25 protein-coding genes and 1 pseudogene are annotated in these 26,010 nt (G+C 68.5%); 21 read left to right on the forward strand and 5 right to left on the reverse strand.

Annotated elements, in window-relative coordinates:
• Window positions 1-36 precede the first annotated feature (36 nt).
• The gene (locus ACZYYX_RS04215; protein WP_463813167.1) at window positions 37-705 is read right to left on the reverse strand and encodes a phosphodiesterase; all 669 of its coding nucleotides are present in this window, start codon (window positions 703-705) and stop codon (window positions 37-39) included.
• A 78-nt stretch (window positions 706-783) separates the two neighbouring features.
• Between ACZYYX_RS04215 and ACZYYX_RS04220 the strand changes: the two genes are divergently transcribed.
• Genes ACZYYX_RS04220 through ACZYYX_RS04230 form a run of 3 tightly spaced genes read left to right on the forward strand, consistent with a single transcriptional unit; the run spans window position 784 to window position 4,185 of the window.
• Window positions 784-2,301, forward strand: coding sequence for an FAD-dependent oxidoreductase (locus tag ACZYYX_RS04220; protein ID WP_463813168.1), 1,518 nt, complete (start codon window positions 784-786; stop codon window positions 2,299-2,301).
• A 26-nt stretch (window positions 2,302-2,327) separates the two neighbouring features.
• Window positions 2,328-2,978 (forward strand): response regulator, encoded by a 651-nt coding sequence (locus ACZYYX_RS04225; protein WP_463813170.1) that lies wholly within the window; start codon window positions 2,328-2,330, stop codon window positions 2,976-2,978.
• A gap of 1 nt (window position 2,979) precedes the next feature.
• Window positions 2,980-4,185: a sensor histidine kinase gene (locus tag ACZYYX_RS04230; RefSeq protein ID WP_463813171.1), complete on the forward strand. Its 1,206-nt coding sequence runs from the start codon at window positions 2,980-2,982 to the stop codon at window positions 4,183-4,185.
• 170 nt (window positions 4,186-4,355) lie between these two features.
• Here ACZYYX_RS04230 and pntB read toward each other — a convergent pair whose 3' ends face one another.
• Together pntB and ACZYYX_RS04240 are read right to left on the reverse strand one after the other, a co-directional pair.
• Entirely contained in the window at window positions 4,356-5,795 is a 1,440-nt protein-coding gene (gene pntB / locus ACZYYX_RS04235) for a Re/Si-specific NAD(P)(+) transhydrogenase subunit beta (protein WP_463813172.1), read from the reverse strand.
• Window positions 5,796-5,801: 6 nt separating this feature from the next.
• Window positions 5,802-7,325: a Re/Si-specific NAD(P)(+) transhydrogenase subunit alpha gene (locus ACZYYX_RS04240; protein ID WP_463814798.1), complete on the reverse strand. Its 1,524-nt coding sequence runs from the start codon at window positions 7,323-7,325 to the stop codon at window positions 5,802-5,804.
• Between the two features lie 201 nt (window positions 7,326-7,526).
• Between ACZYYX_RS04240 and ACZYYX_RS04245 the strand changes: the two genes are divergently transcribed.
• The 5 genes from ACZYYX_RS04245 (at window position 7,527) to ACZYYX_RS04265 (ending at window position 11,826) form a co-directional block, all read left to right on the forward strand.
• Window positions 7,527-8,615 (forward strand): NAD(P)-dependent alcohol dehydrogenase, encoded by a 1,089-nt coding sequence (locus ACZYYX_RS04245; protein WP_463813173.1) that lies wholly within the window; start codon window positions 7,527-7,529, stop codon window positions 8,613-8,615.
• Window positions 8,616-8,681: 66 nt separating this feature from the next.
• Window positions 8,682-9,551, forward strand: coding sequence for an ABC transporter permease (locus ACZYYX_RS04250; protein ID WP_463813174.1), 870 nt, complete (start codon window positions 8,682-8,684; stop codon window positions 9,549-9,551).
• Window positions 9,548-10,585 carry a taurine ABC transporter substrate-binding protein gene (locus ACZYYX_RS04255; protein ID WP_463813176.1) on the forward strand — a complete coding sequence of 346 codons (1,038 nt, stop codon included), beginning with the start codon at window positions 9,548-9,550 and terminating at the stop codon, window positions 10,583-10,585. The genes ACZYYX_RS04250 and ACZYYX_RS04255 overlap by 4 nt, the downstream gene beginning before the upstream one ends.
• Window positions 10,582-11,361, forward strand: coding sequence for an ABC transporter ATP-binding protein (locus ACZYYX_RS04260; RefSeq protein WP_463813177.1), 780 nt, complete (start codon window positions 10,582-10,584; stop codon window positions 11,359-11,361). The genes ACZYYX_RS04255 and ACZYYX_RS04260 overlap by 4 nt, the downstream gene beginning before the upstream one ends.
• 96 nt (window positions 11,362-11,457) lie before the next feature.
• A complete protein-coding gene (locus ACZYYX_RS04265; RefSeq protein WP_463814799.1) occupies window positions 11,458-11,826 on the forward strand; it encodes a hypothetical protein in 369 nt (122 codons plus the stop codon).
• Here the strand turns inward: ACZYYX_RS04265 and ACZYYX_RS04270 are convergent.
• Window positions 11,823-11,939 (reverse strand): annotated as a pseudogene (locus ACZYYX_RS04270) (CAP domain-containing protein); the annotation flags it as partial. The gene ACZYYX_RS04265 and the pseudogene ACZYYX_RS04270 sit on opposite strands and share 4 nt — an antisense overlap.
• 135 nt (window positions 11,940-12,074) lie before the next feature.
• On the opposite strand from ACZYYX_RS04270, the gene ACZYYX_RS04275 reads away from it, so the two are divergent.
• The 5 genes from ACZYYX_RS04275 to ACZYYX_RS04295 all read left to right on the forward strand — a co-directional run bounded on the left by ACZYYX_RS04275 (window position 12,075) and on the right by ACZYYX_RS04295 (window position 15,003).
• Window positions 12,075-12,746, forward strand: coding sequence for a TetR/AcrR family transcriptional regulator (locus ACZYYX_RS04275; protein ID WP_463813178.1), 672 nt, complete (start codon window positions 12,075-12,077; stop codon window positions 12,744-12,746).
• A gap of 72 nt (window positions 12,747-12,818) precedes the next feature.
• Window positions 12,819-13,574 (forward strand): DUF72 domain-containing protein, encoded by a 756-nt coding sequence (locus ACZYYX_RS04280; RefSeq protein ID WP_463813179.1) that lies wholly within the window; start codon window positions 12,819-12,821, stop codon window positions 13,572-13,574.
• A gap of 11 nt (window positions 13,575-13,585) precedes the next feature.
• Complete coding sequence (locus ACZYYX_RS04285) at window positions 13,586-13,717, forward strand: hypothetical protein (RefSeq protein WP_463813180.1); 132 nt, start codon at window positions 13,586-13,588, stop codon at window positions 13,715-13,717.
• A gap of 23 nt (window positions 13,718-13,740) precedes the next feature.
• Window positions 13,741-14,532 carry a mechanosensitive ion channel family protein gene (locus ACZYYX_RS04290; protein ID WP_463813181.1) on the forward strand — a complete coding sequence of 264 codons (792 nt, stop codon included), beginning with the start codon at window positions 13,741-13,743 and terminating at the stop codon, window positions 14,530-14,532.
• 30 nt (window positions 14,533-14,562) lie between these two features.
• Entirely contained in the window at window positions 14,563-15,003 is a 441-nt protein-coding gene (locus ACZYYX_RS04295) for an SRPBCC family protein (RefSeq protein WP_335329834.1), read from the forward strand.
• Here the strand turns inward: ACZYYX_RS04295 and ACZYYX_RS04300 are convergent.
• Window positions 15,000-15,695, reverse strand: a complete 696-nt coding sequence (locus ACZYYX_RS04300) for a GntR family transcriptional regulator (protein WP_463813182.1) — start codon at window positions 15,693-15,695, stop codon at window positions 15,000-15,002. The two genes, ACZYYX_RS04295 and ACZYYX_RS04300, sit on opposite strands and share 4 nt — an antisense overlap.
• Before the next feature lie 143 nt (window positions 15,696-15,838).
• On the opposite strand from ACZYYX_RS04300, the gene fadD5 reads away from it, so the two are divergent.
• The 8 genes from fadD5 to ACZYYX_RS04340 all read left to right on the forward strand — a co-directional run bounded on the left by fadD5 (window position 15,839) and on the right by ACZYYX_RS04340 (window position 26,008).
• A complete protein-coding gene (gene fadD5, locus ACZYYX_RS04305) occupies window positions 15,839-17,488 on the forward strand; it encodes a fatty-acid--CoA ligase FadD5 (RefSeq protein ID WP_463813183.1) in 1,650 nt (549 codons plus the stop codon).
• A gap of 218 nt (window positions 17,489-17,706) precedes the next feature.
• Window positions 17,707-18,504, forward strand: coding sequence for an MlaE family ABC transporter permease (locus ACZYYX_RS04310; RefSeq protein WP_335329831.1), 798 nt, complete (start codon window positions 17,707-17,709; stop codon window positions 18,502-18,504).
• A gap of 1 nt (window position 18,505) precedes the next feature.
• Window positions 18,506-19,375 (forward strand): MlaE family ABC transporter permease, encoded by an 870-nt coding sequence (locus ACZYYX_RS04315; RefSeq protein WP_463813184.1) that lies wholly within the window; start codon window positions 18,506-18,508, stop codon window positions 19,373-19,375.
• Between the two features lie 2 nt (window positions 19,376-19,377).
• The gene (locus ACZYYX_RS04320) at window positions 19,378-20,595 is read left to right on the forward strand and encodes an MCE family protein (protein ID WP_463813185.1); all 1,218 of its coding nucleotides are present in this window, start codon (window positions 19,378-19,380) and stop codon (window positions 20,593-20,595) included.
• A complete protein-coding gene (locus ACZYYX_RS04325; protein WP_463813186.1) occupies window positions 20,592-21,623 on the forward strand; it encodes a virulence factor Mce family protein in 1,032 nt (343 codons plus the stop codon). The genes ACZYYX_RS04320 and ACZYYX_RS04325 overlap by 4 nt, the downstream gene beginning before the upstream one ends.
• Entirely contained in the window at window positions 21,620-23,203 is a 1,584-nt protein-coding gene (locus ACZYYX_RS04330; RefSeq protein ID WP_463813187.1) for a virulence factor Mce family protein, read from the forward strand. Before ACZYYX_RS04325 ends, ACZYYX_RS04330 begins: the two co-directional genes overlap by 4 nt.
• Before the next feature lie 16 nt (window positions 23,204-23,219).
• On the forward strand, window positions 23,220-24,860 hold the full coding sequence (locus ACZYYX_RS04335) for a virulence factor Mce family protein (protein WP_463813188.1): 1,641 nt from the start codon (window positions 23,220-23,222) through the stop codon (window positions 24,858-24,860).
• 2 nt (window positions 24,861-24,862) lie between these two features.
• Window positions 24,863-26,008, forward strand: coding sequence for a virulence factor Mce family protein (locus tag ACZYYX_RS04340; RefSeq protein ID WP_463813189.1), 1,146 nt, complete (start codon window positions 24,863-24,865; stop codon window positions 26,006-26,008).
• Window positions 26,009-26,010: the final 2 nt, after the last annotated feature.

The raw sequence follows: 26,010 nt of genomic DNA on the forward strand, positions 1-26,010 counted from the left end.
AACGCCGTCGGCGTCGAGGCGGTCAGGACCAGCGCATCACTGCGCGCCGCGGCCTTCCCGGCTGTTGCGGTAGGCGGATGTGCGCAGCGACGTCAACCAATGCGGCAGCAACACCACCTCGGACCCGCTGCGTTGCGTCGGGTCGAACGGCTGGTCGCACTCGGGCTCGTCGCCGCACAACGCCCGATCGAACCGCAACGTCGCCAACGGCGCGAACGACCCGCCGCCGCGGGCCTGCTCGACGTCGAAGTCGACCGGCCCCGAGGCCAACCGGTCGCGCACCGAGGCCACCGACAAACCGTCGTCATCGAGTGGCGTCACCATCTGAGCCCGAAGCCAGTACACGCCGCCGCGGTAGCCCAGCGGCATCAGCGTGGAGTACTGCGCGGCCGGCCACGACCGTGTCGGCCGCAGCACGATGCGCGCCGTCGACGACACCATCAGCACGTCCCACGGCACCTGCGCGTCCGCGTCCCGCTGCATGCGCCACGCCAGACCGGCGAAGTCGGGAAGCGAACCGGGCGTGCCCGCACCCTTGGAGATCCGGCCCACGACGTCACCGGACACCAATGGCAGGCCGTCACCGTCGCGGGCCACCCGCGTCACGGTCCCGGCACACAGCACCCCGGTGGGATGGAAGACACGCCGGTCACGCAGCGCGGAACCGACCCGCAGGGGCAGCGTGGTCAGGTCGGAGATGCTCACCCCGGATATCTGCCCCGATCCGCGCCGCCCAAACGCGAGCGTCGTTTGACCGGAAATGCCGCGGGTACACGGCGCGCCATGCCTTCACTGTGGACGGACGGCCGTCTGGAAGCCCCCACCTCGGCCAGCGTGATCGACGACATCACCACCGCGGACATCGTCGTGGTCGGCGCCGGCATCACCGGCCTGACCACCGCGGCGCTGCTCGCGCGGGCCGGCAAGTCGGTCGTCGTGGTGGAAGCCCGGCACGTGGGCGCGGCGGCCACCGGCAACACCACCGGCAAGGTGAGCGTGCTCCAAGGCAGCAAGCTGGCCAGCATCGCCGGCAAGCACGGTAGCGACACGCTGCGCGCTTACGTCACCGGCAACACCGAGGGCCGGGACTGGCTGGTGCGGCACTGCGAGGAGCACGGGCTGAGCTTCCAGCGCGAAGACGACCACGCGTATGCGCAGAACGCCCCGGGTCTCAGCACAGCGCGCGACGTCATGTCCGCCTGCCGCGAGGCCGGACTCGATGCACAGTGGGTCGACGAGGCCGACGTGCCGTTCCCGTTCGCCGGCGGAGTGCGGCTCCGCAACCAGGCCCAGATCGACCCGATCCCCTACCTGTCCAGCCTGGTCGCCGAACTCGAACGCCACGGCGGCACCCTGCTACAGGGGGTTCGCGCCACCAAGGTCTCCGGCACCGGGCCGCTGCGGGTCGACCTGCGCCGCACCGCCGACGAGCAGGACACCCGCGCCGCCGAGCACACCATCACCGCGCAGCGCGTGGTGCTGGCCACCGGCATCCCCGTACTCGACCGAGGCTTCTTCTTCGCCCGCATGGAGCCAAAACGGTCCTACTGCATGGCTTTTGACGTGCCGGGTGACATCACCCGATCGATGTACCTCTCGGTCGACTCGCCGAGCCGCTCGGTGCGGTACGCGCCCACCGACGCCGGGGACAAACTCATCGTCGGCGGCGCAGGCCACACCGTCGGGCGCTCCTCGCACCCGAAGGATGCGGTGTCCGAGCTGGCGCGATGGGCGGCCCTGCACTTTCCCGGCGCCGTGCAGACCCACTACTGGTCGGCGCAGGACTACCACCCCATCGACGAGCTGCCCTACGTCGGACCTCTGCTGCCGAAGATGGAAAACCTGCTCGTGGCAACGGGATTCGACAAGTGGGGGATGACGAACGGGGTGGCCGCGGCGCTGGCGCTGTCCTCCCGCATCCTGGGCGGGCGCATGGATTGGGCTGCCGCATTCGCCAGCTGGAGCCCGCACGAACTCACCGGCATCCCCACCGCGATGCAGCTCAACATGCAGGTCGGACTGAACCTGGCGAAGGGGTGGATCACCCCGATCACCGCCTCGTCGGAAACACCCGAAGAGGGTCAGGGCGTGGTCAGCGGCGCGCCGTGGCGGATGACGGCCACCAGCGTCGTCGACGGCGTGACCCGCACCGTCTCCCCGGTGTGCCCGCACCTCGGCGGCATCGTCAACTGGAACGACTCCGACCTGGCGTGGGAGTGTCCGCTGCACGGCTCCCGGTTCGCGCCCGACGGCGCGCTCCTCGAAGGGCCCGCCACCCGCGGCCTGACCGCGTCCGAATAGGCCCGTCACCTGCGGGTGGCTGTGGAATGCTGATCGCCATGGTGGACCGCGTCAGCGTGGTGGTCGGCGACGACCACCCCATGTTCCGTGACGGCGTGGTCAGGGCGTTGCAGTCCAGCGGCTCCATCGACGTGGTGGCCGAGGCCGACGACGGGACGGCCGCGCTGGCCGCGATACGCGAACACCGGCCCCAGGTAGCGCTGCTCGACTACCGGATGCCCGGGATGGACGGCGCCGCCGTCGCCGCCGCGGTGGTCCGTGACGCGCTGCCCACCCGGGTGCTGCTGATCTCCGCGCACGACGAGTCCGCGATCGTGTACCGGGCGCTGCAGGACGGCGCGGCCGGATTCCTGCCCAAGGAGTCGACCCGCAGCGAGCTGGTCAACGCGGTGCTGGACTGCGCGAAGGGCCGCGACGTGGTCGCGCCGAGCCTCGCCGCCGGGCTGGCCGGTGAGATCCGCCGGCGCGCCGAACCCGACGCTCCGGTGCTGAGCCCCCGCGAACGTGAGGTGCTGGTCCTCATCGCCGGCGGCGCCAGCATTCCGGCGATGGCCAAAGAGCTGTTCCTGGCCCCGTCGACGGTGAAGACGCATGTGCAGCGGCTCTACGAGAAGCTCGGCGTGAGCGACCGGGCCGCCGCGGTGGCCGAGGCGATGCGCCGCAAGCTGCTGGACTGACATGCAGCGAGTGCGCGACTGGCGGGACTTCCTGGCCGCCGAACCGGTGCGTGTGTCGGCGCTGCTGCGGCTGCCCCTCATCGCTCTGATCGGCGTCCTGGTCTGGATCTGGGACGTCGACCACTGGCTGCCGCAGCTCTACGCCGCGATCCTGGGCTGCTACGCGATCGCCGCCGTGGTGTGGCTCATCGCCGTGGTGCGCGGACCGGTGCCGCGCTGGGCGGACTGGACGTCGATCGTCATCGACCTGACGGTCATCATCGCGCTGTGCCTGGTGTCCGGCGGCGCGACGGCCGCGCTGCTGCCGGTGTTCTTCCTGCTCCCGATCTCGGTGGCGTTCCAGGACCGGCCCGGGCTGTCAGCGCTCATCGGCGCGGTGACCGCCGTCGGCTACCTCGCGGTGTGGATCTTCTACTCCAAGCGTGACGACTCTGTCGGACTGCCCAACATGGTCTACACGCACTTCGGCTTCATGGTGTGGATGGCAGTGGCGACCACCGCACTGAGCTTCGTGCTGGCCCGTCGCGCCGCCCGGCTGACCGCATTGCAGGAGGTACGCCGGCAGCTCGTGTCCGAGGCCATGCGGTCCGACGAACAGCACAACCGCGAGGTCGCCGAGCACCTTCACGACGGGCCGCTGCAGACGCTGCTCGCCGCCCGGCTGGAACTCGACGACGCGCGCGAGCGTCACCCCGATCCCGCGCTGGACCTCGTCTACACCGCTCTGCAGGAGACGGCCGTGGGGCTGCGCTCGACGGTGTCCGAGCTGCACCCGCAGGTGCTCGCGCAGCTGGGACTCACCGCTGGCGTGCGAGAGCTGTTGCGGCAGTTCCAGACTCGCCACGACGTCGACGTCATCGCCGACCTCGAAGAGGTCGGCCACCCGGCGTCGCAGTCGCTGCTGTACCGAGCGGCCCGCGAGCTTCTCACCAACGTCGGCAAGCACGCGGCCGCCACGACCGTGCACGTCGACCTCGTGCGCCGCGGGGACCGCGTCATCCTGACCGTCACCGACGACGGCTGCGGATTCGACCCCGGCGTCGTCGGCCGATCGCTGGCGGCCGGGCACATCGGGCTCGGCTCGCTGCAGGCCCGGTTCGACGCGATGGGCGGATCCATCCACATCGAGTCGGCCGACGGGCACGGCAGCCGGATCGTCGCGACGTCCCCGCGAGAAACCGGGCTGACGATTCAGACGGGGCCCTGATCGTCTGACTCCTCAACGCGGCTCGTCCCTCGCCGCTTGATCGTCGTCAGACGGCGCCCTGATCGTCTGACTCCTCAACGCGGCTCGTCCCTCGCCGCTTGATCGTCGTCAGACGGCGCCCTGATCGTCTGACTCCTCAACGCGGCTCGTCCCTCGCCGCTTGATCGTCGTCAGACGGTCTGAGTCGCTCCCAGCGCTGCGTTGATCGCGTCGACCCGGTCCTTGGCGTCGCCGAAGAGCATCTGCGTGTTCTCGCGGAAGAACAGCGGGTTCTGTACGCCGGCGTAGCCCGAGGCCATGGACCGCTTGAACACGATGACATTGTCGGCGTTCCACACCGTGAGCACCGGCATGCCGGCGATCGGTGAGCCCGGGTCCTCCGACGCGGCCGGGTTGACGGTGTCGTTGGCGCCGATCACGAGGACGACGGACGTGCCGTCGAAGTCGTCGTTGATCTCGTCCATTTCGAGCACGATGTCGTAGGGCACCTTCGCCTCGGCCAGCAGCACGTTCATGTGGCCGGGGAGGCGGCCGGCGACGGGGTGGATGCCGAAGCGGACCTCGATGCCGCGCTCGCGCAGCTTGCGGGTCAGCTCGGCCACCCCGTACTGCGCCTGCGCGACGGCCATGCCGTAGCCGGGCGTGATGATCACGCTGCTGGCGCCTGCCAGCAGTTCCGCGGCGCCGTCGGCGGAGATCTCGCGGTGCTCGCCGTAGTCCTTGTCCTCGGCCGGGCCGGCCTCGATACCGAAGCCGCCCGCGATGACCGAGATGAACGAGCGGTTCATCGCCTTGCACATGATGTAGGACAGGTAGGCACCCGAGGAGCCGACCAGCGCGCCGGTGATGATCAGCAGGTCGTTGCCCAGCAGGAAGCCCGACGCGGCCGCGGCCCAGCCCGAGTAGCTGTTGAGCATCGACACCACGACGGGCATGTCGCCGCCGCCGATCGAGGCGACCAGGTGCCAGCCCAGCAGCAGCGCGAGCGCGGTGACCACGACGAGCAGCCACAGCTGCGGGTCGATGACGAACCACACCGTCAGCGCCGCGAACAGCACCAGCGCACCCACGTTGAGGGCGTTCTTGCCCGGCAACATCATCGGCGCGGACTTGATCTTCGCCGACAGCTTCAGGTTGGCCACGATCGAGCCGGTGAACGTCACCGCCCCGATGAACACGCCGATCACGACCTCGGCGGAGTGGATGCCGAGCATGCCCTCGCTGCCGAGCTGCACCGCCTCGGCGCCCGCGAGGTCACGTTCGACGTGCAGGTAGCCGTTCCACCCGACCAGCACGGCGGCCAGGCCGACGAAGCTGTGCAGCAGCGCGATGAGCTCCGGCATGCCCGTCATCTCCACGACCTTGGCGCGCCACAGACCGATCGCGGCGCCGATGGCCATCGCGACCACGAGCAGGCCCAGGCCGAGCGGCTCGATGTGGCGGGCCAGCGCCAGCGCGATCGTCGCGATCAGCGCGATGGCCATACCGGCGATGCCGAACGAGTTGCCCGCCCGCGAGGTCTCGTGCTTGGACAGGCCGGCCAGCGCGAGGATGAACAGCAGCGCGGCGACGACGTAGGCGGCGGTCGCCGCGGTTTCGAGAGTCAACATGGGCTTCTAGCTCCTCGAGAACATGGCCAGCATGCGGCGGGTCACCGCGAAGCCGCCGAAGACGTTGATGCTGGCGAGCAGGATCGCGGCGAAGGCCACCGCGGTGATGACGGGGTTGCCGTGCCCGATCTGCAGGAGGGCGCCGACGACGATGATGCCGGAGATCGCGTTGGTGACCGACATGAGCGGGGTGTGCAGTGCGTGGTGCACGTTGCCGATCACGTAGTAGCCGATCACGATCGCCAGCGCGAACACCGTCAGGTGGACCTGCAGTGCGGCGGGTGAGAGGGCGATCAACGCGAACAGCACCGCTGCGGCGGTGAACGTGAGGCCCAGCCGCCGCCCCATCGACATCGGTTGCTTCGCCGGTTTCTGCGCGACCGGCTCGGCAGCCTTCGCGGCGGGAGCGGCCGAGACCTGCACCGGGGGCGGCGGCCAGGTGAGCTCGCCGTCCTTCACGACGGTGACGGACCGTTGGACGACGTCGTCGAAGTCGAGGGTGAGCTGGCCGTCCTTCTCCGGGGTGACCAGCTTGAGCAGGTTGACCAGGTTGGTGCCGTAGAGCTGCGACGCGGTGGCGGGCAGCCGGCCGGCGAGGTCGGTGTAGCCGATGATCGTGACGCCGTGGTCGGTGACGACGGCCTGGTCCTTGACCGTGCCCTCGACGTTGCCGCCGTTGGCTGCGGCCATGTCGACGATGACGCTGCCCGGCCGCATCGAGGCCACCATGTCGGCGGTGATGATGCGCGGCGCGGGCCTGCCGGGGATCAATGCCGTGGTGATGATGATGTCGACGTCCTTGGCCTGCTCGGCGTAGAGCTGGGCCTCGCGCGCCTTGTAGTCGTCGCCCATCTCCTTGGCGTAGCCGGTCGCCGACACCTCGGCCGCGGCCGGATCGACGGCCAGGTACTCACCACCCAGGGACTTGACCTGGTCGGCGACCTCGGGACGCGGGTCGGTCGCGCGCACGATCGCGCCCAGGCTGCCCGCCGCACCGATCGCGGCGAGCCCGGCCACGCCTGCGCCGACGACGAGGACCTTGGCCGGAGGCACCTTGCCCGCGGCGGTGACCTGGCCGGTGAAGAACCGACCGAAGCGGTGCGCGGCCTCCACGACGGCGCGGTAGCCGGCGATGTTGGCCATCGAGGACAGCACGTCGAGTGACTGCGCACGCGAGATGCGGGGCACCGCGTCCATCGCCAGCACCGTGATCGGCCGCGCGGACAGCTTCTCCACCAGCTCGGGCTTCAGCGCGGGGGAGATGAGGCTGACCAGGGTGGCGCCGTCGCGCAGCAGGGCGATCTCGTAGTCGTTCGGGGCGTTGACCTTGAGGACGATGTCGGCGGCCCACGGGTCACCGACGGTGGCGCCGGCCTCGGTGTAGGCCTCGTCGGAGAAGCTCGCGGCGGACCCTGAGCCGGACTCGACCGTTACCTCATAGCCGAGCTTGAGCAGTTGCGCGACTGTCTGCGGAGTCGCGGCGACGCGCGTCTCCCCGGGCAGGGACTCTCTCGGTATCCCGATGATCATCGATGTCGATCCGATCTTGGCTTCGCGCACCGTGCCGCATGAAGGCACGTCGCTGGACGTGGAGGATGCCAGTGTAAAGAGACTCCCCGCGCTGCTCACAACCCGATGCGGGGTATCCCCCGGTCGGGGGAGGGGCGGGGGATACCCTCGCCCGGTGATGCGTCCTGGCTCCGTTCCCACTGTTCGACGGCCGATGCGCTGATGCCGACGGCCACCGCGGCACTGTCTTACGACCCGGCCGATCCCTTCGTCCTGACCGAGGTCCGAGTCGACGAACCGCGCGGCGACGAGATCTTGGTGCGGATCGAGGCGTCGGGCATCTGTCACACCGATCTGGTCAATCGGGCTGTCGGAGCGGCAGATCGGCCGGTCCTGCTCGGCCACGAGGGTGCCGGCGTCGTCGAGGCGGTGGGTGATGCGGTCGACGGGGTACGGCCCGGTGACCGGGTGGTGTTGACGTTCCGGTCCTGCGGCCGCTGCCGCAACTGCCTGACAGACAGGCCCGCCTACTGTCGTGATGCATTGCGTCTCAATGGTTTCGGGCAGCGCGCCGACGGATCGGCACGCGTGATGTTGGGTGACACCCGGGTGCTCGACGGCTTCTTCGGCCAGTCCAGCCTCGCGGGGTACGCACTGAGCACGCCCGACAACACCGTCGTGGTGGGCGCCGACGTCGATCCCGCGGTGGCGGCGCCGCTCGGGTGCGGCTTCCAGACCGGTGCCGGCGCGGTGCTCAACCTGATGAAACCCCACCCTGGCAGCTCTGTCGCCGTATTCGGCGGCGGCGCAGTCGGTCTCGCAGGGGTGCTCGCCGCACTGGCCACCGAGGCGCAGACCGTGGTGGTGATCGAACCGTCCCCGCAGCGCCGCGCACTCGCCGAGAGCCTCGGAGCGCACGCGAGTCTGGCGCCCGGCGACGACGTCGTGGCGGCGGTGCGCGATCTCACCGGCGGCGGCGCCGACCACGCGCTGGACACCACAGGCCGGCCCGACGTGCTCGCCGATGCGGTGGCCGCGCTGGCGGTCGGGGGGTCGGCGGTGGCAGTGGGACTGGGCGCCGGGGTGCCGGAGATCGATCTACGGGACCTCGTGCTGCGCGGCAAGACGGTGCACGGCTGTCTCGAAGGCGATTCGGTGCCCGCCACGTTCATCCCGCAGCTGCTCGAGCTCCATGGTCAGGGTCGGCTGCCGATCGACCGCCTGGTCACCTCGTTCCCGCACACGGACGTGAACGAGGCGCTGGCAGCACAGCACCGCGGCGACGTCGTCAAACCCGTCCTCACCTGGTGACCGGCACTTAAATTCGCGCTGAGCACAGCACTTACGCAGCCCTGACGGTTCCGTCAGCATCTCCCGGTGTCTGTTTTCGTCGACATCACGCCCGAGGACGCCGCCACCGCGGCGCCCGTCGCTGACGCGCGCTCGCGAGGAGGTCGGTGGCGGGGCCGGCTGACACGGGCGGCGTTGCCGCTGCTGTCGGTCGTCGTTTTCGGGGTGGTGTGGCAGATCGCGGCCGCCAGCGGCATCTGGAACCAGACGTTCGTGCCCTACCCCGCCACGGTGTGGCGGGCGTTCCTCGACGTCTCGACCACCCACGACGGCACCCGCGGTTACGCCGGTTTCCTGCTGTGGGAGCACCTCTACATGACGCTGCGCCGGGTGCTCGCCGGCGTCGTCATCGGCGTGGCGCTCGGTGTCGCACTGGGGTTGCTGATGGGCTCGGTGAGCTGGCTGCGTTCGGTGCTGGAGCCGTGGTTGACGTTCCTGCGCGCGCTGCCGCCACTCGCGTACTTTTTCCTGCTGATCATCTGGCTCGGTATCGACGAGGCGCCCAAGATCACGCTGCTGGCGCTGGCCGCGCTGCCGCCCGCTGCGGTCGCCACCACCGCCGCGGTCGTGGCCGCGCCCGTCGCCCTGCAGGAGGCCGCACGCGCGCTCGGCGCGACGCGGCGCCAGGTGATCCGCGACGTCGTCGTCCCGTCTGCACTGCCCGAGACGTTCACCGGGATCCGGCTGGCCGTCGGCATGGCGTACTCGTCGGTGGTCGCCGCCGAGCTGTTCAACGGCATCCCCGGCATCGGCGGCCTGGTCAAGGACGCGAGCAACTACAACAACACCCCCGTCGTGCTGGTCGGCATCTTCGCGATCGGCTTCTCGGGCCTGGTCATCGACGGACTGCTCCGCGCGCTGGAACGGCGCGCTGTCCCCTGGAGAGGAAAAGTATGAAGCTGAAATGGGTTCTCCCCGTGCTGGTCTCGGCCCTGGTGTCGGTGCTGGCGCTGAGCGGCTGCTCCGTCGGCAACACCGGGCAGGACGCGAGCAAGGAGACCATCCGCATCGGATACCAGGCCTTTCCCAGCGGTGACCTGATCGTCAAGAACAAGCGCTGGCTCGAAGACGCGCTGCCCGACTACAACATCAAGTGGACGAAGTTCGACTCCGGCGCCGACGTGAACACCGCGTTCATCGCCAAGGAACTCGACTTCGGCGCGCTGGGCTCGAGCCCGGTGGCGCGCGGCCTGTCGGCTCCGCTGAACATCCCCTACAAGGTGGCGTTCGTGCTCGACGTGGCCGGCGACAACGAGGCGTTGGTCGCCCGCAACGGTAGCGGCGTCGACACCATCGCGCAGCTGAGGGGTAAGCGCATCGGCACGCCGTTCGCGTCGACCGCGCACTACAGCCTGCTCGCGGCACTGAGCCAGAACGGCTTGTCGCCCAACGACGTTCAGCTCGTCGACCTGCAGCCGCAGGCCATCCTCGCAGCGTGGGAGCGCGGTGACATCGACGCGGCGTACACGTGGCTGCCGACGCTGGACCAGCTGCGCACCACGGGCAAGGATCTGATCACCAGCCGCCAGCTGGCCAAGGACGGGAAGCCGACCCTGGACCTCGGGGCCGTCTCCGACGATTTCGCCGCCAAGCATCCTGACGTCGTCGACATCTGGCGTCAGCAGGAGGCTCGCGCGCTGTCGCTGATCCAGAGCGATCCGCAGGCGGCCGCCACGGCGATCGCCGCCGAGATCGGGCTGACCCCCGATGCGGTCGCCGGACAGCTCAAGCAGGGCGTGTACCTGACGCCCCAGCAGGTCGCGTCGCCGGAATGGCTTGGCGCAGAAGGCAAGCCGGGCAACATCGCGGTGAACCTGCAGAGCGCGTCGCAGTTCCTCGCCGAGCAGAAGCAGATCCCTTCGGCGGCAAACCTGCAGACGTTCCAGGACGCGATTTACACCAAGGGTCTGCCGGATGTTCTCGCGCCATGACCGCGACCACTGACACGGCGATCCGCGTCAACGCCGTGTCGCACCGGTACGGCAGCGGCGCGCACGCGGTGACCGCGGTCGGTCCGGTGGATCTGACCATCGAACCGGGCTCCTTCGTGGTGCTCGTCGGCGCGTCCGGATGCGGCAAGTCCACGCTGCTGCGGCTGCTCGCCGGGTTCGAGACCCCGACCCAGGGTTCGGTCGAGATCGGCGGTGCGCCACCGACTCCCGGCGTCAGCGCAGGCGTGGTGTTCCAGCAGCCGCGTCTCTTTCCGTGGCGGACGGTAGGCGGCAACGTGGACCTGGCGCTCACCTACGCCAAGGTGCCTCGGGAGCAGCGGTCGCTGCGGCGCGAGCAACTGCTCGAGCGGGTGGGGCTGTCGGGCATGGCGCATCGCCGCATCTGGGAGATCAGTGGCGGCCAGCAGCAGCGCGTCGCGATCGCCCGGGCGCTCGCGGCGGAGACGCCGCTGTTCCTGCTCGACGAGCCGTTCGCCGCGCTCGACGCGCTGACGCGGGAGCGGCTGCAGGAGGACGTGCGGGCGGTCAGCGCCGAATCCGGGCGCACCACCGTGTTCGTCACGCACAGCGCCGACGAAGCGGCGTTCCTGGGTTCGCGGATCATCGTGCTCAGCCGTCGGCCGGGGCAGGTCGCTCTCGACATCCCGGTCGACCTGCCGCGTTCGGGTGTCGATCCCGACGAGTTGCGTCGCTCGCCGGAGTACGGCCGGCTGCGCGCCGAGGTCGGCCGGGCGGTCAAAGCCGCCGCTGCCTGACTTTTGGGTCGGTCTCGAAACGGCACCGATCTCGCATCGACTCCGACCGGACCGGTGCGTTAGCTGGGCTGTGAGCCGCACGATAACCGCGTGAGCATGGTGGTTGAGCGTGGCCTGGCGAGGTGTCCGCGGTGCGTGTCGATGGCCGATTACGTCTTCATCGAGTCCGTTCCGCATGGCATGCGGTACGAGGTGCGGTGCCGAAAGTGCGGCGAACGCTACTCCGAGGACATGTGGCCGGCGCCCGGTGCAGAACTCGTGCGAGTGGAGCCTCCGTTGATGTGGCCACCCGACCGCGAGCCGGTGCCGCCGAGGGATTGGGCCGCCGAGATTCGCGGCCATGTCTCAGCCGCGGCGGTATGGAGCCGGGCTGAACTCGACGAAATGGTGCGACGCACTCGCACGGTCATGCCCAAACTGGCGCCTCACGGGCGGTTTGGGCGAATGGTGGCGGCGGCGGATTAGACCGGCGGGTACGAGGGTGGCGGGTACACCCCGCGCAGGATCCAGGCGAACCAGTTGATGCCGTACTCGAGTTCGTCGCTCGCGTCGTAATCGGGATTCGGGTCCACCGCAATACCTCCGTCAGGCCGGGCGTGCACGCTGCAGCCGAGTCTAGACCGGACGAGACCGCGGTCACAGGGCAACCACCTAGACTGAACCAACCAGTTAGTGGAGCGCGGACCGCCGGGTCCCTTCTAGAGTGAGTCACCATGTCTGAGACCGCTGTCCCTTCCGGGACGGGCAACGGGATGTCCCGTCGCGAAGAGTTGTTGGCCGTCGCGACGAGGCTGTTCGCCGCGCGCGGTTACCACGGCACCCGGATGGACGATGTCGCCGACGCCGTCGGGCTGAACAAGGCGACCGTCTACCACTACTACGCGAGCAAGGCGCTGATCCTCTACGACATCTACAAAGGGGCCGCGGACTTCACGGTCGACGCACTGCACGACGACCCGTCGGCGTCGGCACGCGAGACGATCTACCACTTCACCCGGCGGCTGCTGGTCGGCATCGCCGGCAACATCGAACGCGCCGCCGTGTACTTCCAGGAAGCCCCGTACATCACCGAGTGGTTCACCGAGGAGCAGGTGGCCTACATCCGGGAGAAGGAGAGCCAGGTCTACGAGCACGTACGCGACGTCATCGACCGCGGGATCGCCAGCGGCGAGTTCTACGACTGTGACTCCCACGTCTTGGCGCTCGGCTACATCGGGATGACCCTGGGCTCCTACCGATGGCTGCGCCCGCACGGTCGTCGCACCGCCCAGGAGATTGCCGTCGAGTTCAGCACGGCGCTGCTCCGCGGCCTGATCAAGGACGAGGCCGTGCGCGAGACCACTCCGCTCGGCGTCGACCAGGCCCAAGCCCGCTCGGGCGCGTAGTCGGCCTAGTCGGCCGGGCCCGATGATCTCCGAGCAGTGCTGATCGTCAGACAGCGGGGTACTCGAGCCCCTGTGACGATCCGCATCGGCACCTCGGGGTGGTCCTACAACCACTGGATCGGAGTGCTGTACGAACGAGGCCTGCCGGCCGCGCAGCGATTGGCGCGGTATTCCGCGGAGTTCGACACCGTCGAACTCAACGGCAGCTTCTACCGGTGGCCGCCGGACGCCTGGTTCGCCCGCTGGCGCGACCAGGTGCCCCCCGGGTTCTCGATGGCGGTGAAAGCGCCGCGGGGTCTGACGCACGCGCGCCGGCTGCGGTCCCCGGAGGTGTGGGTCGAGCGGTTGCACCGCGGGTGGGGCGAGCTCGGGGACCACGCGGGACCGTTGCTGGTGCAGCTGCCCCCGACGATGGAACGCGACGCGGTCGCCCTCGATCGGCTCGACGCCTTCCTGGACGTACTGCCCGCAGCGATTCCCGTCGCGGTGGAGTTACGACACCCGTCGTGGCTCGATCCGACCGCGTTCGACGTGCTGGAACGCCACGGTGCGGCGTATGTGGTGATGAGCGGTGCGGGGTTGCCGTGCGTCCTGCGTGCGACGGCCACGTTCGTCTACGTGCGATTGCACGGCCCCGACCCCGGTGCGCTCTACGGCGGCTCCTACAGCGACGATGACCTGCGCTGGTGGGCCGACCGGGTGCGGGAATGGGACGGCCAGGGCCGCGACGTGCTCGTGTACTTCAACAACGACCTCGGTGGCAACGCGGTCCGTAACGCGCGGGACCTCAAGACCGCGCTGAGTTTGGGGGCATCGGCACCGGGGTAGACCCCACCGCCATGAAGGCCCCACGGATCCTCACCCGAGTGCGCGCCTTCGTGCGCACGGGTTACCCGCCCGCGGCTCCGCGGCACGGCTACGTCTGTGCACTCGCGCTGCTTCCCCCGTCGACGGGGAGCGCCGGGCGCTGATCGACACGATCGTCCGGTGGCTGATGACCACCGGGCTCCACATCGCGCTCGTGGTGGTGTTCGCCATGCTGGCCACCCGGGCGATCAGGGCACTCGCGCGTCGGCTCAGCCGGCGGCTCGCCGCCCATGACGATGCGTCGCGCTCCGAGCGGGTCAAATACCGGCAGACACTGGCGTCGGTGCTCGCCTCGGTACTGATCACGCTCCTCTATATCGGGGTGGCGCTCGACATCGCCGCGCGACTGGGCTTTCCGATCGGCTCGCTCGTCGCCCCCGCAGCCGTCCTCGGCGGAGCGCTCGGGTTCGGCGCGCAGCGCATCGTCGGCGATCTGCTGAGTGGGTTGTTCGTGATCACCGAGCGGCAGTACGGGTTCGGCGATCTGATCGAGCTCACCATCACCGGCGGCGGCACCGCCCGCGGCACCGTCGAGGCCGTCACGCTGCGGGTGACCCGGCTGCGGACCGGTGACGGTGAGGTCTACACGATCCCCAACGGCACGATCGTCAAGGCGCTCAACCTGTCGAAGGACTGGGCGCGTGCCGTGATCGACATCCCGGTGCCCGCCACCGCCGACATCGTCGCCGTCAACGACGTGCTGCGCGACGTATCCGCTCAGGCGTTGCGGACCGACCGCCTCTCCCACCTGCTGCTCGACGAGCCCCAGGTGATGGGGGTCGAGAGCATCAAGGTGGACACCATCAACGTGCAGATGGTGGCGCGCACGCTGCCGGGTAAGCAGTTCGAGGTCGGTCGCGAGTTGAGGGCGCTGGTCGTGCCCGCGCTGCGCCGGGAGGGCATCGCCACGTCGGCATGAGGCGCGGTGCGCACTCGCTATGCTCAGCCGATGCCGCTGGTGAGTAAGACCGTGGAGGTCGCTGCCCCCGCCGAGTCGATCATGGCGATCGTCGCCGACTTCGAGGCCTACCCGCAGTGGAACGAGGAGATCAAGGGCTGCTGGATCCTCGCCCGCTACCCCGACGGCCGGCCGAGCCAGCTGCGGCTCGATGTGGTGGTGCAGGGCCAGGCGGGCACGTTCATCACCGCGGTCTACTACCCGGGGGAGAACCAGATCTTCACGATGCTGCAGCAGGGCGATCACTTCGAGAAGCAGGAACAGAAGTTCTCCGTGGTGGCCATGGGGCCGACGTCGCTGCTGACCGTCGACCTCGACGTCGAGACCACGCTGCCGCTGCCCAAGCCGATGGTGAAGAAGGCGATCAGCGACACCCTGGACTACCTCGCCGACAACCTGAAGGCACGCGCCGAACAGCTGGCTGCGACCTAGGGGACAGGTCCCCACAGGCCGGTCCGGTCGAGATAGCCCAGAAGGCGGGCCAGCCCGTCGGCGAACTGGCCTTCGGTCAGGCGCACCACGGCGTCGACGTCGCGGCGGCGCAGCGCCTCGATCATCACCTCGTGGCCGGCCACCGCGTCGGCGCCCCATGTGCGGTCGGAGGCGAACACCTGCGGCGGGAGGTAGCGGCTGGCGTGCAGCAGGAACCAGGCCAGCTTGATCCGTCCGGAGGCCCGGTTGACCGCGCGGTGGAAGGCGAACTCGGCGCGCGCGATGCCGTCGTCGTCCTCCCGGTGCACGGCGTCGGCCATTGCGGCGTTGAGCTCCACGAGCTCGTCGATCTGAGCGTCGGTGATGCGCCGGGTCGTGGTGGCGGCCAGTTCCTGCGCGATCGTCGACTGCATCCAGAAGATGTCTTCGATGTCGGTGCGCGACAGCGGCATCACGCGGTGGCCACGGTGGCGCTCGAGCTCGACCATGCCTTCGCCCCGCAGCGTCCGCAGGGCTTCTCGCACCGGGGTGATGCTCACGCCGAGGCGAGCGGCGGTCTCGTCGAGGCGGATGAACGCGTCCGGCCGCAGCGCACCGGTCATGATCTCCGTGCGCAGTTGAGTGGCCACCTCGTCGGACAGTTGTTCCCGCCGAACGGCGCCGGACCGCGTCGTCCTGGCCGGAGCTGTCATGGCGACGACGCCCTTTCCCCGGGGGCTGTGCGACGGGTTGTCCCGGCGCCGCCTGAGCCATAGTGTGACCGAGGCAACACAATGTTTGATCAAATATCATCACCGCGCAACTCACGAATTCTGGGAACGACGGAGCGAACCTGGTGACAACCCATCTGGAGCAGCCGTACCTGGCCCGGCGGCAGAACTGGGCCAATCAGGTCTCCCGGCATGCGCTGATGCAGCCGCACGCCACCGCGCTGCGGTTCCTGGGCGCCACCACCACGTGGGCCGACCTCGAGCGTCGCGTCAGCGCGCTGGCCGGGGCGCTGCACCAGCGCGGGGTCGGCTCCGGTGATCGCGTGCTGATCCTGATGCTCAACCGGCCCGAGTTCATCGAGGTTACGATCGCGGTCAACAAGCTCGGCGCGATCGCGGTTCCGGTGAACTTCCGGATGACGCCGCCGGAGATCGCGTTCCTGGTCTCCGACTGCAGCGCGTCGATCGTCGTCACCGAACCCGTGCTCGCCGGGGTGGCCAAAGCAGTGCGAGACCTGGACGCCACGCTGCAGACGGTCATCGTCGCCGGCGAAGAGACCGATTCTGGAGTGCTCGGCTACGAGGAGCTGCTCGCCGAGAACGCGCCGTGTCCCACCGTCGACGTGCCCGACGATTCGCCCGCACTGATCATGTACACCTCCGGCACCACGGGGCGGCCCAAGGGTGCGGTGCTCACGCACAACAACCTGGCCGGTCAGGCGATGACCCACCTGTTCACCAACGGTGTCGACCTCAACCACGACGTCGGGTTCATCGGAGTGCCGCTGTTCCACATCGCGGGTGTCGGCAGCACGATCGTCGGACTGTTGCTCGGTCGTCCGACGGTGGTCTATCCGCTCGGCGCCTTCGATCCGGACCAGCTGCTCGACGTGCTCGCTGCGGAGAAGGTGACGGGCATCTTCCTGGTGCCGGCCCAGTGGCAGGCAGTGTGCGCGGCGCAGCGCGCCAACTCCCGCGACCTCGCGCTGCGGGTGCTGTCCTGGGGTGCCGCACCCGCCTCCGACACGCTGCTGCGCGAGATGGCCGACACGTTCCCGGGCGCGGCAATCCTCGCGGCGTTCGGGCAGACGGAGATGTCGCCGGTGACCTGCATGCTGTTGGGCGAGGATGCGCTGCGCAAGCTCGGTTCGGTGGGCAGGGTGATCCCGACGGTGTCGGCGCGTGTCGTCGACGACGAGATGAACGACGTCCCCGTGGGTCAGGTCGGCGAGATCGTCTACCGTGCCCCGACGCTGATGGCCGGCTACTGGAACAACCCGGAGGCCACCGCGGAAGCGTTCGCCGGGGGCTGGTTCCACTCCGGGGACCTGGTCCGTCAGGACGACGAGGGCTATGTGTGGGTCGTCGACCGCAAGAAGGACATGATCATCTCGGGCGGGGAGAACATCTACTGTGCCGAGGTGGAGAACGCGCTCGCCGCGCACCCGGACATCGCGGAGGCCGCTGTGATCGGCCGCCCGGATCCGAAGTGGGGAGAGGTACCGGTTGCTGTGGTCGCGCTGCGAGCTTCGCTGACGGCGGCGGGGGGTGCAGAGTTGTCGCTCGCCGATCTGGACGAGTTCCTCACCGAGCGGCTGGCGCGCTACAAGCACCCCCGAGTCCTCGAAATCGTCGCGGCACTGCCCCGCAACCCGGCGGGCAAAGTGCTCAAGACGGAGCTGCGGACCCGCTTCGGATCCACGCCAGCCGGAGGGCCCGGGATTGACGCCCACGAAAGTTCCACGCGGACAACGGTTTCGACGGGACAACGATGAAAGCGGCCGGAGGGGGAGCCAGTGCTAACGGTTGAGTGCGCAATCCCGCCGATGCGGTACGAAGCGTCCCCACCATCGGGTACAGTCCGGTGGTCCGTCTTACTACTGACCGGTAGTAGGACGTGTCTCACACGTTTTGGGTCGGGGCGGGAAGGGAGCGTGCGACAGGTGCTGCCGGTGCGCTACATCTCCGACGGTCGCGTCGCGGAGACTTCGCGGTGACGACCAATTCCAACCTGACGGGCTACGTGCGCGATCAGGTCAGGCCCGCGCTGACTGCGGTCGGCGGCTTCGTGCGTATGTGCGTGCTGGTCGGCAAAGCCCTGCTGCGGCCGCCGTTTCAGTGGCGCGAGTTCATCCTGCAGAGCTGGTTCCTGCTGCGGGTCGCGTTCCTGCCCACGGTCGCGGTGTCCATCCCGCTGACCGTGCTCCTCATCTTCACGCTGAACATCCTGCTCACCGAGTTCGGCGCGGCCGACATCTCCGGTGCCGGTGCGGCACTCGGCGCGGTCACTCAGCTCGGCCCGCTGGTGACGGTGCTGGTGGTCGCCGGCGCCGGATCGACCGCGATCTGCGCCGACTTGGGTGCACGCACCATCCGCGAGGAGATCGACGCCCTCGAGGTGCTGGGCATCGACCCCATCCACCGCCTGGTGGTGCCCCGCGTGATCGCTTCCACGTTCGTCGCGATGCTGCTCAACGGCGCGGTCATCACGATCGGTCTGGTCGGCGGATTCATCTTCGGTGTGTACCTGCAGAACGTCTCCGCGGGCGCCTACGTGTCGACGCTGACCCTGGTCACCGGGTTGCCCGAGGTGCTCATCTCGCTGATCAAGGCCCTGACGTTCGGCCTGATCGCCGGCTTGGTCGGTTGCTACCGCGGGCTGACGTGCGCCGGCGGCGCCAAGGGCGTCGGGACCGCGGTGAACGAGACCCTGGTGCTGTGCGTCATCGCGCTGTTCGCGGTGAACGTCGTGCTGACCACCATCGGCGTCAAATTCGGAACGGGGAGCTGACATGTCCACTGGCGCCGTCCTGCGCTCCAGGTTCCCCCGCGGGGTCGCGACTGCCCAGAAGGTGGCCGGCGCGCCCGCGCGCGGGTTGGACTCGATGGGTCACATCGCCTGGTTCGTGGTCACCGCTGTCGGCTCCATCGGGCACGCCATGCGCTACTACCGCAAAGAGATGCTGCGCCTGGTCGCGGAGATCGGCATGGGCACCGGCGCCATGGCCGTCATCGGCGGCACCGTCGCCATCGTCGGGTTCGTCACGCTGTCGGGGTCATCGCTGGTGGCCATCCAGGGCTTCGCCTCGCTGGGCAACATCGGTGTCGAGGCGTTCACCGGCTTCTTCGCGGCGCTGATCAACGTGCGCATCGCCGCCCCGGTCGTCGCCGGCCAGGCGCTGGCGGCCACCGTCGGCGCCGGCGCCACCGCCGAGCTGGGCGCCATGCGCATCAGCGAGGAGATCGACGCCCTCGAGGTGATGGGCATCAAGTCCATCTCGTACCTGGTGTCCACGCGCATCGTGGCGGGTTTCGTGGTCATCATCCCGCTGTACGCGATGGCGATCATCATGAGCTTCCTGTCGGCACAGGTCACGACGACACTGATCTACGGGCAGTCGACCGGAACCTACGAGCACTACTTCCGCACGTTCCTGCGCCCCGATGACGTGTTCTGGTCGTTCGTGCAGGCCGTGATCATCTCCGTCATCGTCATGCTCAACCACTGCTACTACGGCTTCTACGCCAGCGGCGGCCCCGTCGGCGTCGGCGAGGCCGTCGGCCGCTCGATGCGCGCCTCGCTGATCGCGATCGTCTGCGTGGTCCTGTTCGCTTCGTTGGCGCTCTACGGCGTCGACCCGAACTTCAACCTGACGGTGTAGCCATGACCGCACCGGTGAACAACCCACGCACGCCGCCCTACAAGCTGGCGGGCCTGGTGCTGGCGCTCATCACGATCGTGGTGCTGGTGCTGGTGTTCCTGCAGTTCCGCGGTGACTTCCTGCCGCGGACCCAGCTGACCATGATGGCGGCGCGGTCCGGTCTGTCCATGGACCCGGGTTCCAAGGTCACCTACAACGGCGTGGAGATCGGTCGGGTCGGGGAGGTCGAGCAGGTCACGGTCGGTGACGAGCCCCGGGCCAAGATCATCCTCGACGTCGACCCCAAGTACATCGACCTGATCCCGCAGAACGTCAACGCCGACATCAGCGCCACCACGGTGTTCGGCAACAAGTACGTGTCGTTCTCGTCGCCCAAAGACCCGTCCCCGCAACGGATCACCAGCTCCGACGTCATCGACGTGACCAAGGTGACCACCGAGTTCAACACCCTCTTCGAGACAGTGGTGTCGGTCGCCGGTCAGGTCGACCCGATCAAGCTCAACCAGACGCTGACCGCGACGGCGCAGGCCCTCGACGGGCTCGGCGACCGATTCGGCCAGTCGATCGTCAACGGCAATCAGATCCTCGGTGAGATCAACCCGCAGATGCCGCAGCTGCGTCGCGACAACCAGCTGCTCGCCGACCTCGGCGAGGTGTACGCCGACGCGGCCCCCGATCTGTTCGACGGGTTGCAGAACGCGGTGACCACCGCGCGCACCCTCAACGAGCAGCAGGGCAATGTCGATCAGGCGCTGATGGCTGCGGTCGGATTCGGCAACACCGGCGGCGACATCTTCGAGCGCGGGGGTCCCTACCTGCAGCGTGGTCTGAAGGATCTGGTGCCCACCTCGGCGCTGCTGGATAAGTACAGCCCCGCGTTGTTCTGCACGATCCGCAACTACCACGACGTCGAGCCGAAGGTCGCCGCATCGCTGGGCGGCAACGGCTACTCGCTGCGCACCCACTCCGAGCTGATCGGGTTGGGCGCCGGAAACGCCTACGTCTACCCCGACAACCTGCCGCGCGTGAACGCCAAGGGCGGACCCGAGGGCCGCCCCGGCTGCTGGCAGCCCATCACCCGCGACCTGTGGCCGTCGCCGTACCTGGTGATGGACACCGGAGCTTCGCTCGCGCCGTACAACCACCTGGAACTGGGCCAGCCGCTGCTCACCGAGTACGTGTGGGGCCGCCAAGTCGGGGAGCACACGATCAACCCATGAAAATCACCGGTACCGCGATCAAGCTGGGGGCGTTCTCCCTGGTGCTGCTGCTGTTCACCGCGCTCATCATCGTGGTGTTCGGCCAGATGCGCTTCGACCGCACCAACAGCTACTCGGCGGTCTTCACCAACACCAGTGGCCTGCGCTCCGGGCAGTTCGTCCGTGCCTCGGGTGTCGAGGTCGGCAAGGTCAAAGACGTCAAGCTGATCGACGGCGGCACCAAGGCCCGGGTGGACTTCGATGTGGACCGCTCGCTGGACCTGTTCGACGAGACGACCGCCTCGGTCCGCTACCTGAACCTCATCGGCGACCGCTACCTGGAGCTCAAGCGGGGCGACAGCAACACCCGGCTGCAGCCCGGCGGCACGATCCCCGTCGAGCGCACGGAGCCGGCGCTCGACCTCGACGCGCTCATCGGCGGTTTTCGTCCGGTGTTCCAGTCGCTGGATCCGGACAAGGTCAACACCATCGCGCAGTCGATCGTGACGGTCTTCCAAGGGCAGGGCGGAACCATCAACGACATCCTGGACCAGACGGCCTCGCTGACGTCCGCGCTGGCCGATCGCGACCAGGCGATCGGCGAGGTGATCAAGAACCTCAACACCGTGCTGGCCACCACCGTCAAGCACCAGCAGCAGTTCGACGACACGGTCAAGAACTTCGAGACCCTGATCACCGGGCTGAAAAATCGCGCAGACCCGATCGCCAAGTCCGTCGCCGACATCAGCGACGCCGCCGGGACGATCGCCGATCTGCTGGCCGACAACCGGCCGCTGCTGCAGCAGACCACCAGCAAGCTCGAGATCCTCCAGCAGCCGCTGGTCGATCAGAAGGACCAGCTCAACGACCTGCTGGTCCGGGTTCCGACCGCGCTGAAGATCATCGGCCGCGCCGGTGGCATCTACGGTGACTTCTTCAACTTCTACGCCTGCGACGTGACGCTCAAGCTCAACGGGCTCCAGCCCGGCGGGCCGGTGCGCACGGTCAAGGTGTGGAGCCAGCCCTCGGGTAGGTGCACACCGCAATGAGAGTCCTCGAGGGTTCCAATCGCGTCCGCAGCGGCTTGATGGGCGTCATCCTGCTGATCATCGTCATCGGCGTGGGGCAGAGCTTCACCAATGTGCCGATGCTGTTCGCGACACCCACGTACTACGCCGAGTTCTCCGATACCGGCGGCATCAACGCCGGCGACAAGGTCCGGATCGCCGGCGTCGACGTCGGCCTGGTGCGGTCCACGGAGATCTCCGGCGACAAGGTGGTGATCGGCTTCGGGTTGGGCGGCACCGAGATCGGCACCAAGAGTCGCGCCGCGATCCGCACCGACACGATCCTGGGCCGGCGCAACATCGAGATCGAGCCGCGCGGTGACGAGGCGTTGTCCGCCGACGGCACCTTGCCGCTGGGTCAGACCTCGACGCCGTACCAGATCTACGACGCGTTCTTCGACCTGAGCAACTCGGCGTCCGGGTGGGACACCAAGACCGTGCGTGACTCACTCAACGTGCTGTCGCAGACCATCGATCAGACCTACCCGCACCTGAGCGCTGCGCTCGACGGGGTGGCCCGGTTCTCCGACACCATCGGCAAGCGCGACGACCAGATCAAGACGCTGCTGAGCAACGCCAACCGGGTCGCCGGGGTGCTGGGCAACCGCAGCGAGCAGATCAACGCGCTCTTCGTGAACGCCCAGACGCTGCTCGCCGCGGTCAACGAGCGCAACTACGCGGTCAGCCAGCTGCTGGAGCGTGTGGGCAAGTTCTCCGCCCAGGTGAAGGGCTTCATCGACGACAACCCGAACCTCAACCATGTGCTCGAGCAGCTGCGCACGATCAGCGACGTGCTCAACGAGCGCAAGTTCGACCTCGTCGACGTGCTGACTACGCTGTCGAAGTTCACCGCTTCACTGGGTGAGGCGATCGCGTCGGGTCCTTACTTCAAGGTGATGCTGGCCAACCTGGCGCCGTACTGGATTCTGCAGCCGTACGTCGACGCGGCGTTCAAGAAGCGCGGCATCGACCCCGAGCAGTTCTGGCGCAATGCCGGCCTCCCCGCGTTCCGGTTCCCGGATCCGAATGGCACCGGCTTCCCCAACGGCGCACCGCCGCCCGCCCCGACCCCGCTCGAAGGCACTCCGGACAATCCGGGACCTGCTGTCGTGCCCGGCTCGCCGTGCTCGTACACCCCGCCCGCCGACGGACTGCCCCGGCCGGGGAACCCGCTGCCGTGCGCCGGTCTGAGCGTCGGCCCCTACGGCGACAACCCGTACGGCCCGAACTACGAGGGCCAGGGCCCCAACGTCGCGACCTCGGCACCCAATCCGAACGGGCCGCAGCCCGGTCCGGGTGTGCCGGCCGCCGCGATCCCGGGCCAGCTGTCGCCGAACGTGCCCGGGGCGATGCCTCCGCTTCCGGCTGCTCCGCCCGGAGCCCGCACGGTCCCGTTGGCGCCACAGCCGTCGCCGCCGGACTTCACGCCCGGTATCGCGCCGCTGCCGCCGGCCCTCAACGGTCCGCCGCCGCCACCTGGTCCGGGTCCGCAGCCGGCCCCGGCGGGCCAGCCGCTGCTGCCGGGTAATCCACCGTTCCTGCCGCCGGGCTCGCAAGGTTAAGGGGGTGCAGAGCTAGATGTCGACGATCTTCAACGTGCGAAACATGAAGGTGCCGGGCGTGTCCCGAACGGCACTGGTGATCGGCACCGTGGTGCTGATCGCCGCGATCGTGGCCGCATTCTTCGGTTTCAAGGCCTACCAGCGGTTGACGAAGAACACCGTGACCGCCTACTTCACCCAGACCCTCGCGCTGTACCCGGGCGACAAGGTGCAGATCATGGGTGTGCAGGTCGGCAAGATCGAGAAGATCGAGCCCGACGGCGACAAGATGAGGGTGACCTTCAACTACGACAAGAAGTTCAAGGTCCCTGCCAACGCCACCGCCTCGATCCTGAACCCGAGCCTGGTCGCCTCTCGCACCATCCAGCTCGCCCCGCCCTACACGGGTGGCCCCGTGATGGAGAACGGCGCCGTCATCAACGTGGACCGCACCCAGGTGCCGGTCGAGTACGACGATCTGCGCGACTCCCTGGACAAGCTGCTCACCGACCTCGGTCCCACTCCCGCACAGCCCAAGGGACCGTTCGGCGACATCATCGAGTCCGCGGCCGACGGCTTCGCCGGCAAGGGCGAGCAGCTGAACAAGACACTCAAGGGTCTGTCGGACGCGCTGTTCGCGCTCAACGAGGGCCGCGGCGATCTGTTCAGCGTCGTCAAGAGCCTCGCGCTGTTCGTCAACGCGCTGTACAAGAGCGACCAGCAGTTCGTGGCCCTCAACAACGATCTCGCCAAGTTCACCAACGCGTTCACCAACACCGACCGCGAGGTGGCTGACGCTCTGCAGGACCTCAACCAGTTGCTCACCACCACAAGGGATTTCATCGGCAAGAACGGCGAGGTGCTCGCCCACGATGTCGACAACCTCGCCGAGGTGACCAACGCGATCCTTCAGCCCGAGCCCCGTGACGGCCTGGAGACCGGCCTGCACGTGTTCCCGAACCTGGGCGCCAACGTCGTGAACATTTCCTCACCGAACTCGGGCGGTGTCATCGGTATGCCGGTGATCAACAACTTCGCCAACCCGATGCAGTTCATCTGCAGTGCCATCCAGGCCGGCAGCCGGTTGGGTTACCAGGACTCCTCCGAGTTGTGCGCGCAGTACCTCGGGCCGATCCTGGACGCGATCAAGTTCAACTACCTGCCCTTCGGCGCGAACCAGCTGCAGGCGGCTGCGACGTTGCCCAAGCAGATCGCCTACTCCGAGCCGCGGTTGCAGCCGCCGCCGGGATACAAGGACACCACCGTGCCCGGCATCTTCTCCAGGGACACGCTGTTCTCCCACGGCAACCACGAGCCAGGCTGGGTCGTCGCACCCGGTATGCAGGGCGTCGAGGTGCAGCCGTTCACGCAGAACATGCTCACCCCGGAGTCGCTCGCCGAGCTCATGGGTGGCCCGGACATCGTGGCGCCGCCGGCTCCGCCGGCGTTCGGCGTGAACAACGGCCGCCTGCCCGGCCCGCCGAACGCGTACAACGAGAACAATCCGCTGCCGCCGCCGTGGTATCCGCAGCCGGGTCCCCCGCCGGCACCCGCACCGGGCGTCATCCCGGGCGATCCGCTGGGGGCGATCGCACCGGCTGGGCCGGCAGCGCCGGCGGCCGGTCCCGCGCCTGCCGCCCCGTCGGGTCCGTTGTTGCCGGCAGAGTCGGGAGGCTGACCGTGGGACGCTTGGCGACATTGAGCCGACGCGCGGTGGCGCTCGGCGCGGCAGCCGTGGTGCTGACCTCGTGCGGTTCGTGGAAGGGCATCGCGAACGTGCCGCTGCCCGGTGGGCCCGGTACCGGTCCCGACCACACCACGATCTACGTCCAGATGCCGGACACGTTGGCGCTCAACGTCAACAGCCGGGTGCGGGTGGCCGACGTGTACGTCGGACGCGTGCGGTCGATCGAGTTGAAGAACTGGGTCGCCACGTTGACCCTTGATCTGGACTCGACGGTGCAGTTGCCCAAGAACACGCTGGCCAAGATCGGCCAGACGAGCTTGCTGGGTTCGCAGCACGTCCAGCTCGATGCGCCGCCGGACCCGTCGCCGGAGAAGCTCAAGACCGGCGACACCATCCCGCTGAAGAACGCGTCGTCCTTCCCGACGACCGAGCGGGTGCTGGCCAGCATCGCGTCGATCCTGACCGGCGGCGGCGTGTCGAACCTGGAGACCATCCAGACCGAGATCTTCAACGTCCTCAACGGCCGGTCCGACCAGATCCGGGAGTTCCTGGGCAAGCTCGACACATTCACCGACGAGCTGAACCAGCAGCGCGACGACATCACCCGGGCCATCGATTCGACGAACCGGTTGCTCTCGATCGTCGAGCAGCGCAACGACACTCTCGACCAGGTGCTGACCGAGTTCCCGCCGCTGATCAAGCACTTCGCCGACACGCGTGATCTGTTCGCCGACGCGGTGCAGGCCCTGGGCCGGATCAGCAACGCCGCCGATGATGCGCTGTCGCCGGCCAGCGGTGACCTGAACACCAACCTGGCCAATCTGCAGCGTCCGCTGCGGGAGCTGGGCAAGGCCGGGCCGTACCTGCTCGGTGCGCTGAAGCTCATCTTCACCGCACCGTTCAGCATCGAGAACGTGCCGAAGGTGGTTCGCGGTGACTACATCAACGTCTCGATCCTGGTGGATCTGACGCTGTCGGCCATCGACAACGGGTTCCTGTCAGGTACCGGCGTCTCCGGGATGCTGCGGGCACTCGAGCAGTCGTGGGGCCGCGACCCGAAGACGATGATCCCGGATGTGCGGTTCACCCCGAACCCGCACGACGCGCCGGGTGGACCGCTGGTGGAAAGGGGTGAGTGAGC

It is taken from the genome of Mycobacterium sp. IDUB_1 (assembly GCF_055419625.1).

Coding starts and splice junctions, on each gene's coding strand:
- ACZYYX_RS04220 (WP_463813168.1), top strand. CDS start 784: ATGCCTTCACTGTGGACGGACGGCCGTCTGGAAGCCCCCACCTCGGCC.
- ACZYYX_RS04225 (WP_463813170.1), top strand. CDS start 2,328: ATGCTGATCGCCATGGTGGACCGCGTCAGCGTGGTGGTCGGCGACGAC.
- ACZYYX_RS04230 (WP_463813171.1), top strand. CDS start 2,980: ATGCAGCGAGTGCGCGACTGGCGGGACTTCCTGGCCGCCGAACCGGTG.
- pntB (WP_463813172.1), bottom strand. CDS start 5,795: ATGTTGACTCTCGAAACCGCGGCGACCGCCGCCTACGTCGTCGCCGCG.
- ACZYYX_RS04240 (WP_463814798.1), bottom strand. CDS start 7,325: ATGATCATCGGGATACCGAGAGAGTCCCTGCCCGGGGAGACGCGCGTC.
- ACZYYX_RS04245 (WP_463813173.1), top strand. CDS start 7,527: ATGCCGACGGCCACCGCGGCACTGTCTTACGACCCGGCCGATCCCTTC.
- ACZYYX_RS04255 (WP_463813176.1), top strand. CDS start 9,548: ATGAAGCTGAAATGGGTTCTCCCCGTGCTGGTCTCGGCCCTGGTGTCG.
- ACZYYX_RS04260 (WP_463813177.1), top strand. CDS start 10,582: ATGACCGCGACCACTGACACGGCGATCCGCGTCAACGCCGTGTCGCAC.
- ACZYYX_RS04265 (WP_463814799.1), top strand. CDS start 11,458: ATGGTGGTTGAGCGTGGCCTGGCGAGGTGTCCGCGGTGCGTGTCGATG.
- ACZYYX_RS04275 (WP_463813178.1), top strand. CDS start 12,075: ATGTCTGAGACCGCTGTCCCTTCCGGGACGGGCAACGGGATGTCCCGT.
- ACZYYX_RS04285 (WP_463813180.1), top strand. CDS start 13,586: ATGAAGGCCCCACGGATCCTCACCCGAGTGCGCGCCTTCGTGCGCACG.
- ACZYYX_RS04290 (WP_463813181.1), top strand. CDS start 13,741: ATGACCACCGGGCTCCACATCGCGCTCGTGGTGGTGTTCGCCATGCTG.
- ACZYYX_RS04295 (WP_335329834.1), top strand. CDS start 14,563: ATGCCGCTGGTGAGTAAGACCGTGGAGGTCGCTGCCCCCGCCGAGTCG.
- ACZYYX_RS04300 (WP_463813182.1), bottom strand. CDS start 15,695: ATGACAGCTCCGGCCAGGACGACGCGGTCCGGCGCCGTTCGGCGGGAA.
- ACZYYX_RS04315 (WP_463813184.1), top strand. CDS start 18,506: ATGTCCACTGGCGCCGTCCTGCGCTCCAGGTTCCCCCGCGGGGTCGCG.
- ACZYYX_RS04320 (WP_463813185.1), top strand. CDS start 19,378: ATGACCGCACCGGTGAACAACCCACGCACGCCGCCCTACAAGCTGGCG.
- ACZYYX_RS04325 (WP_463813186.1), top strand. CDS start 20,592: ATGAAAATCACCGGTACCGCGATCAAGCTGGGGGCGTTCTCCCTGGTG.
- ACZYYX_RS04330 (WP_463813187.1), top strand. CDS start 21,620: ATGAGAGTCCTCGAGGGTTCCAATCGCGTCCGCAGCGGCTTGATGGGC.
- ACZYYX_RS04335 (WP_463813188.1), top strand. CDS start 23,220: ATGTCGACGATCTTCAACGTGCGAAACATGAAGGTGCCGGGCGTGTCC.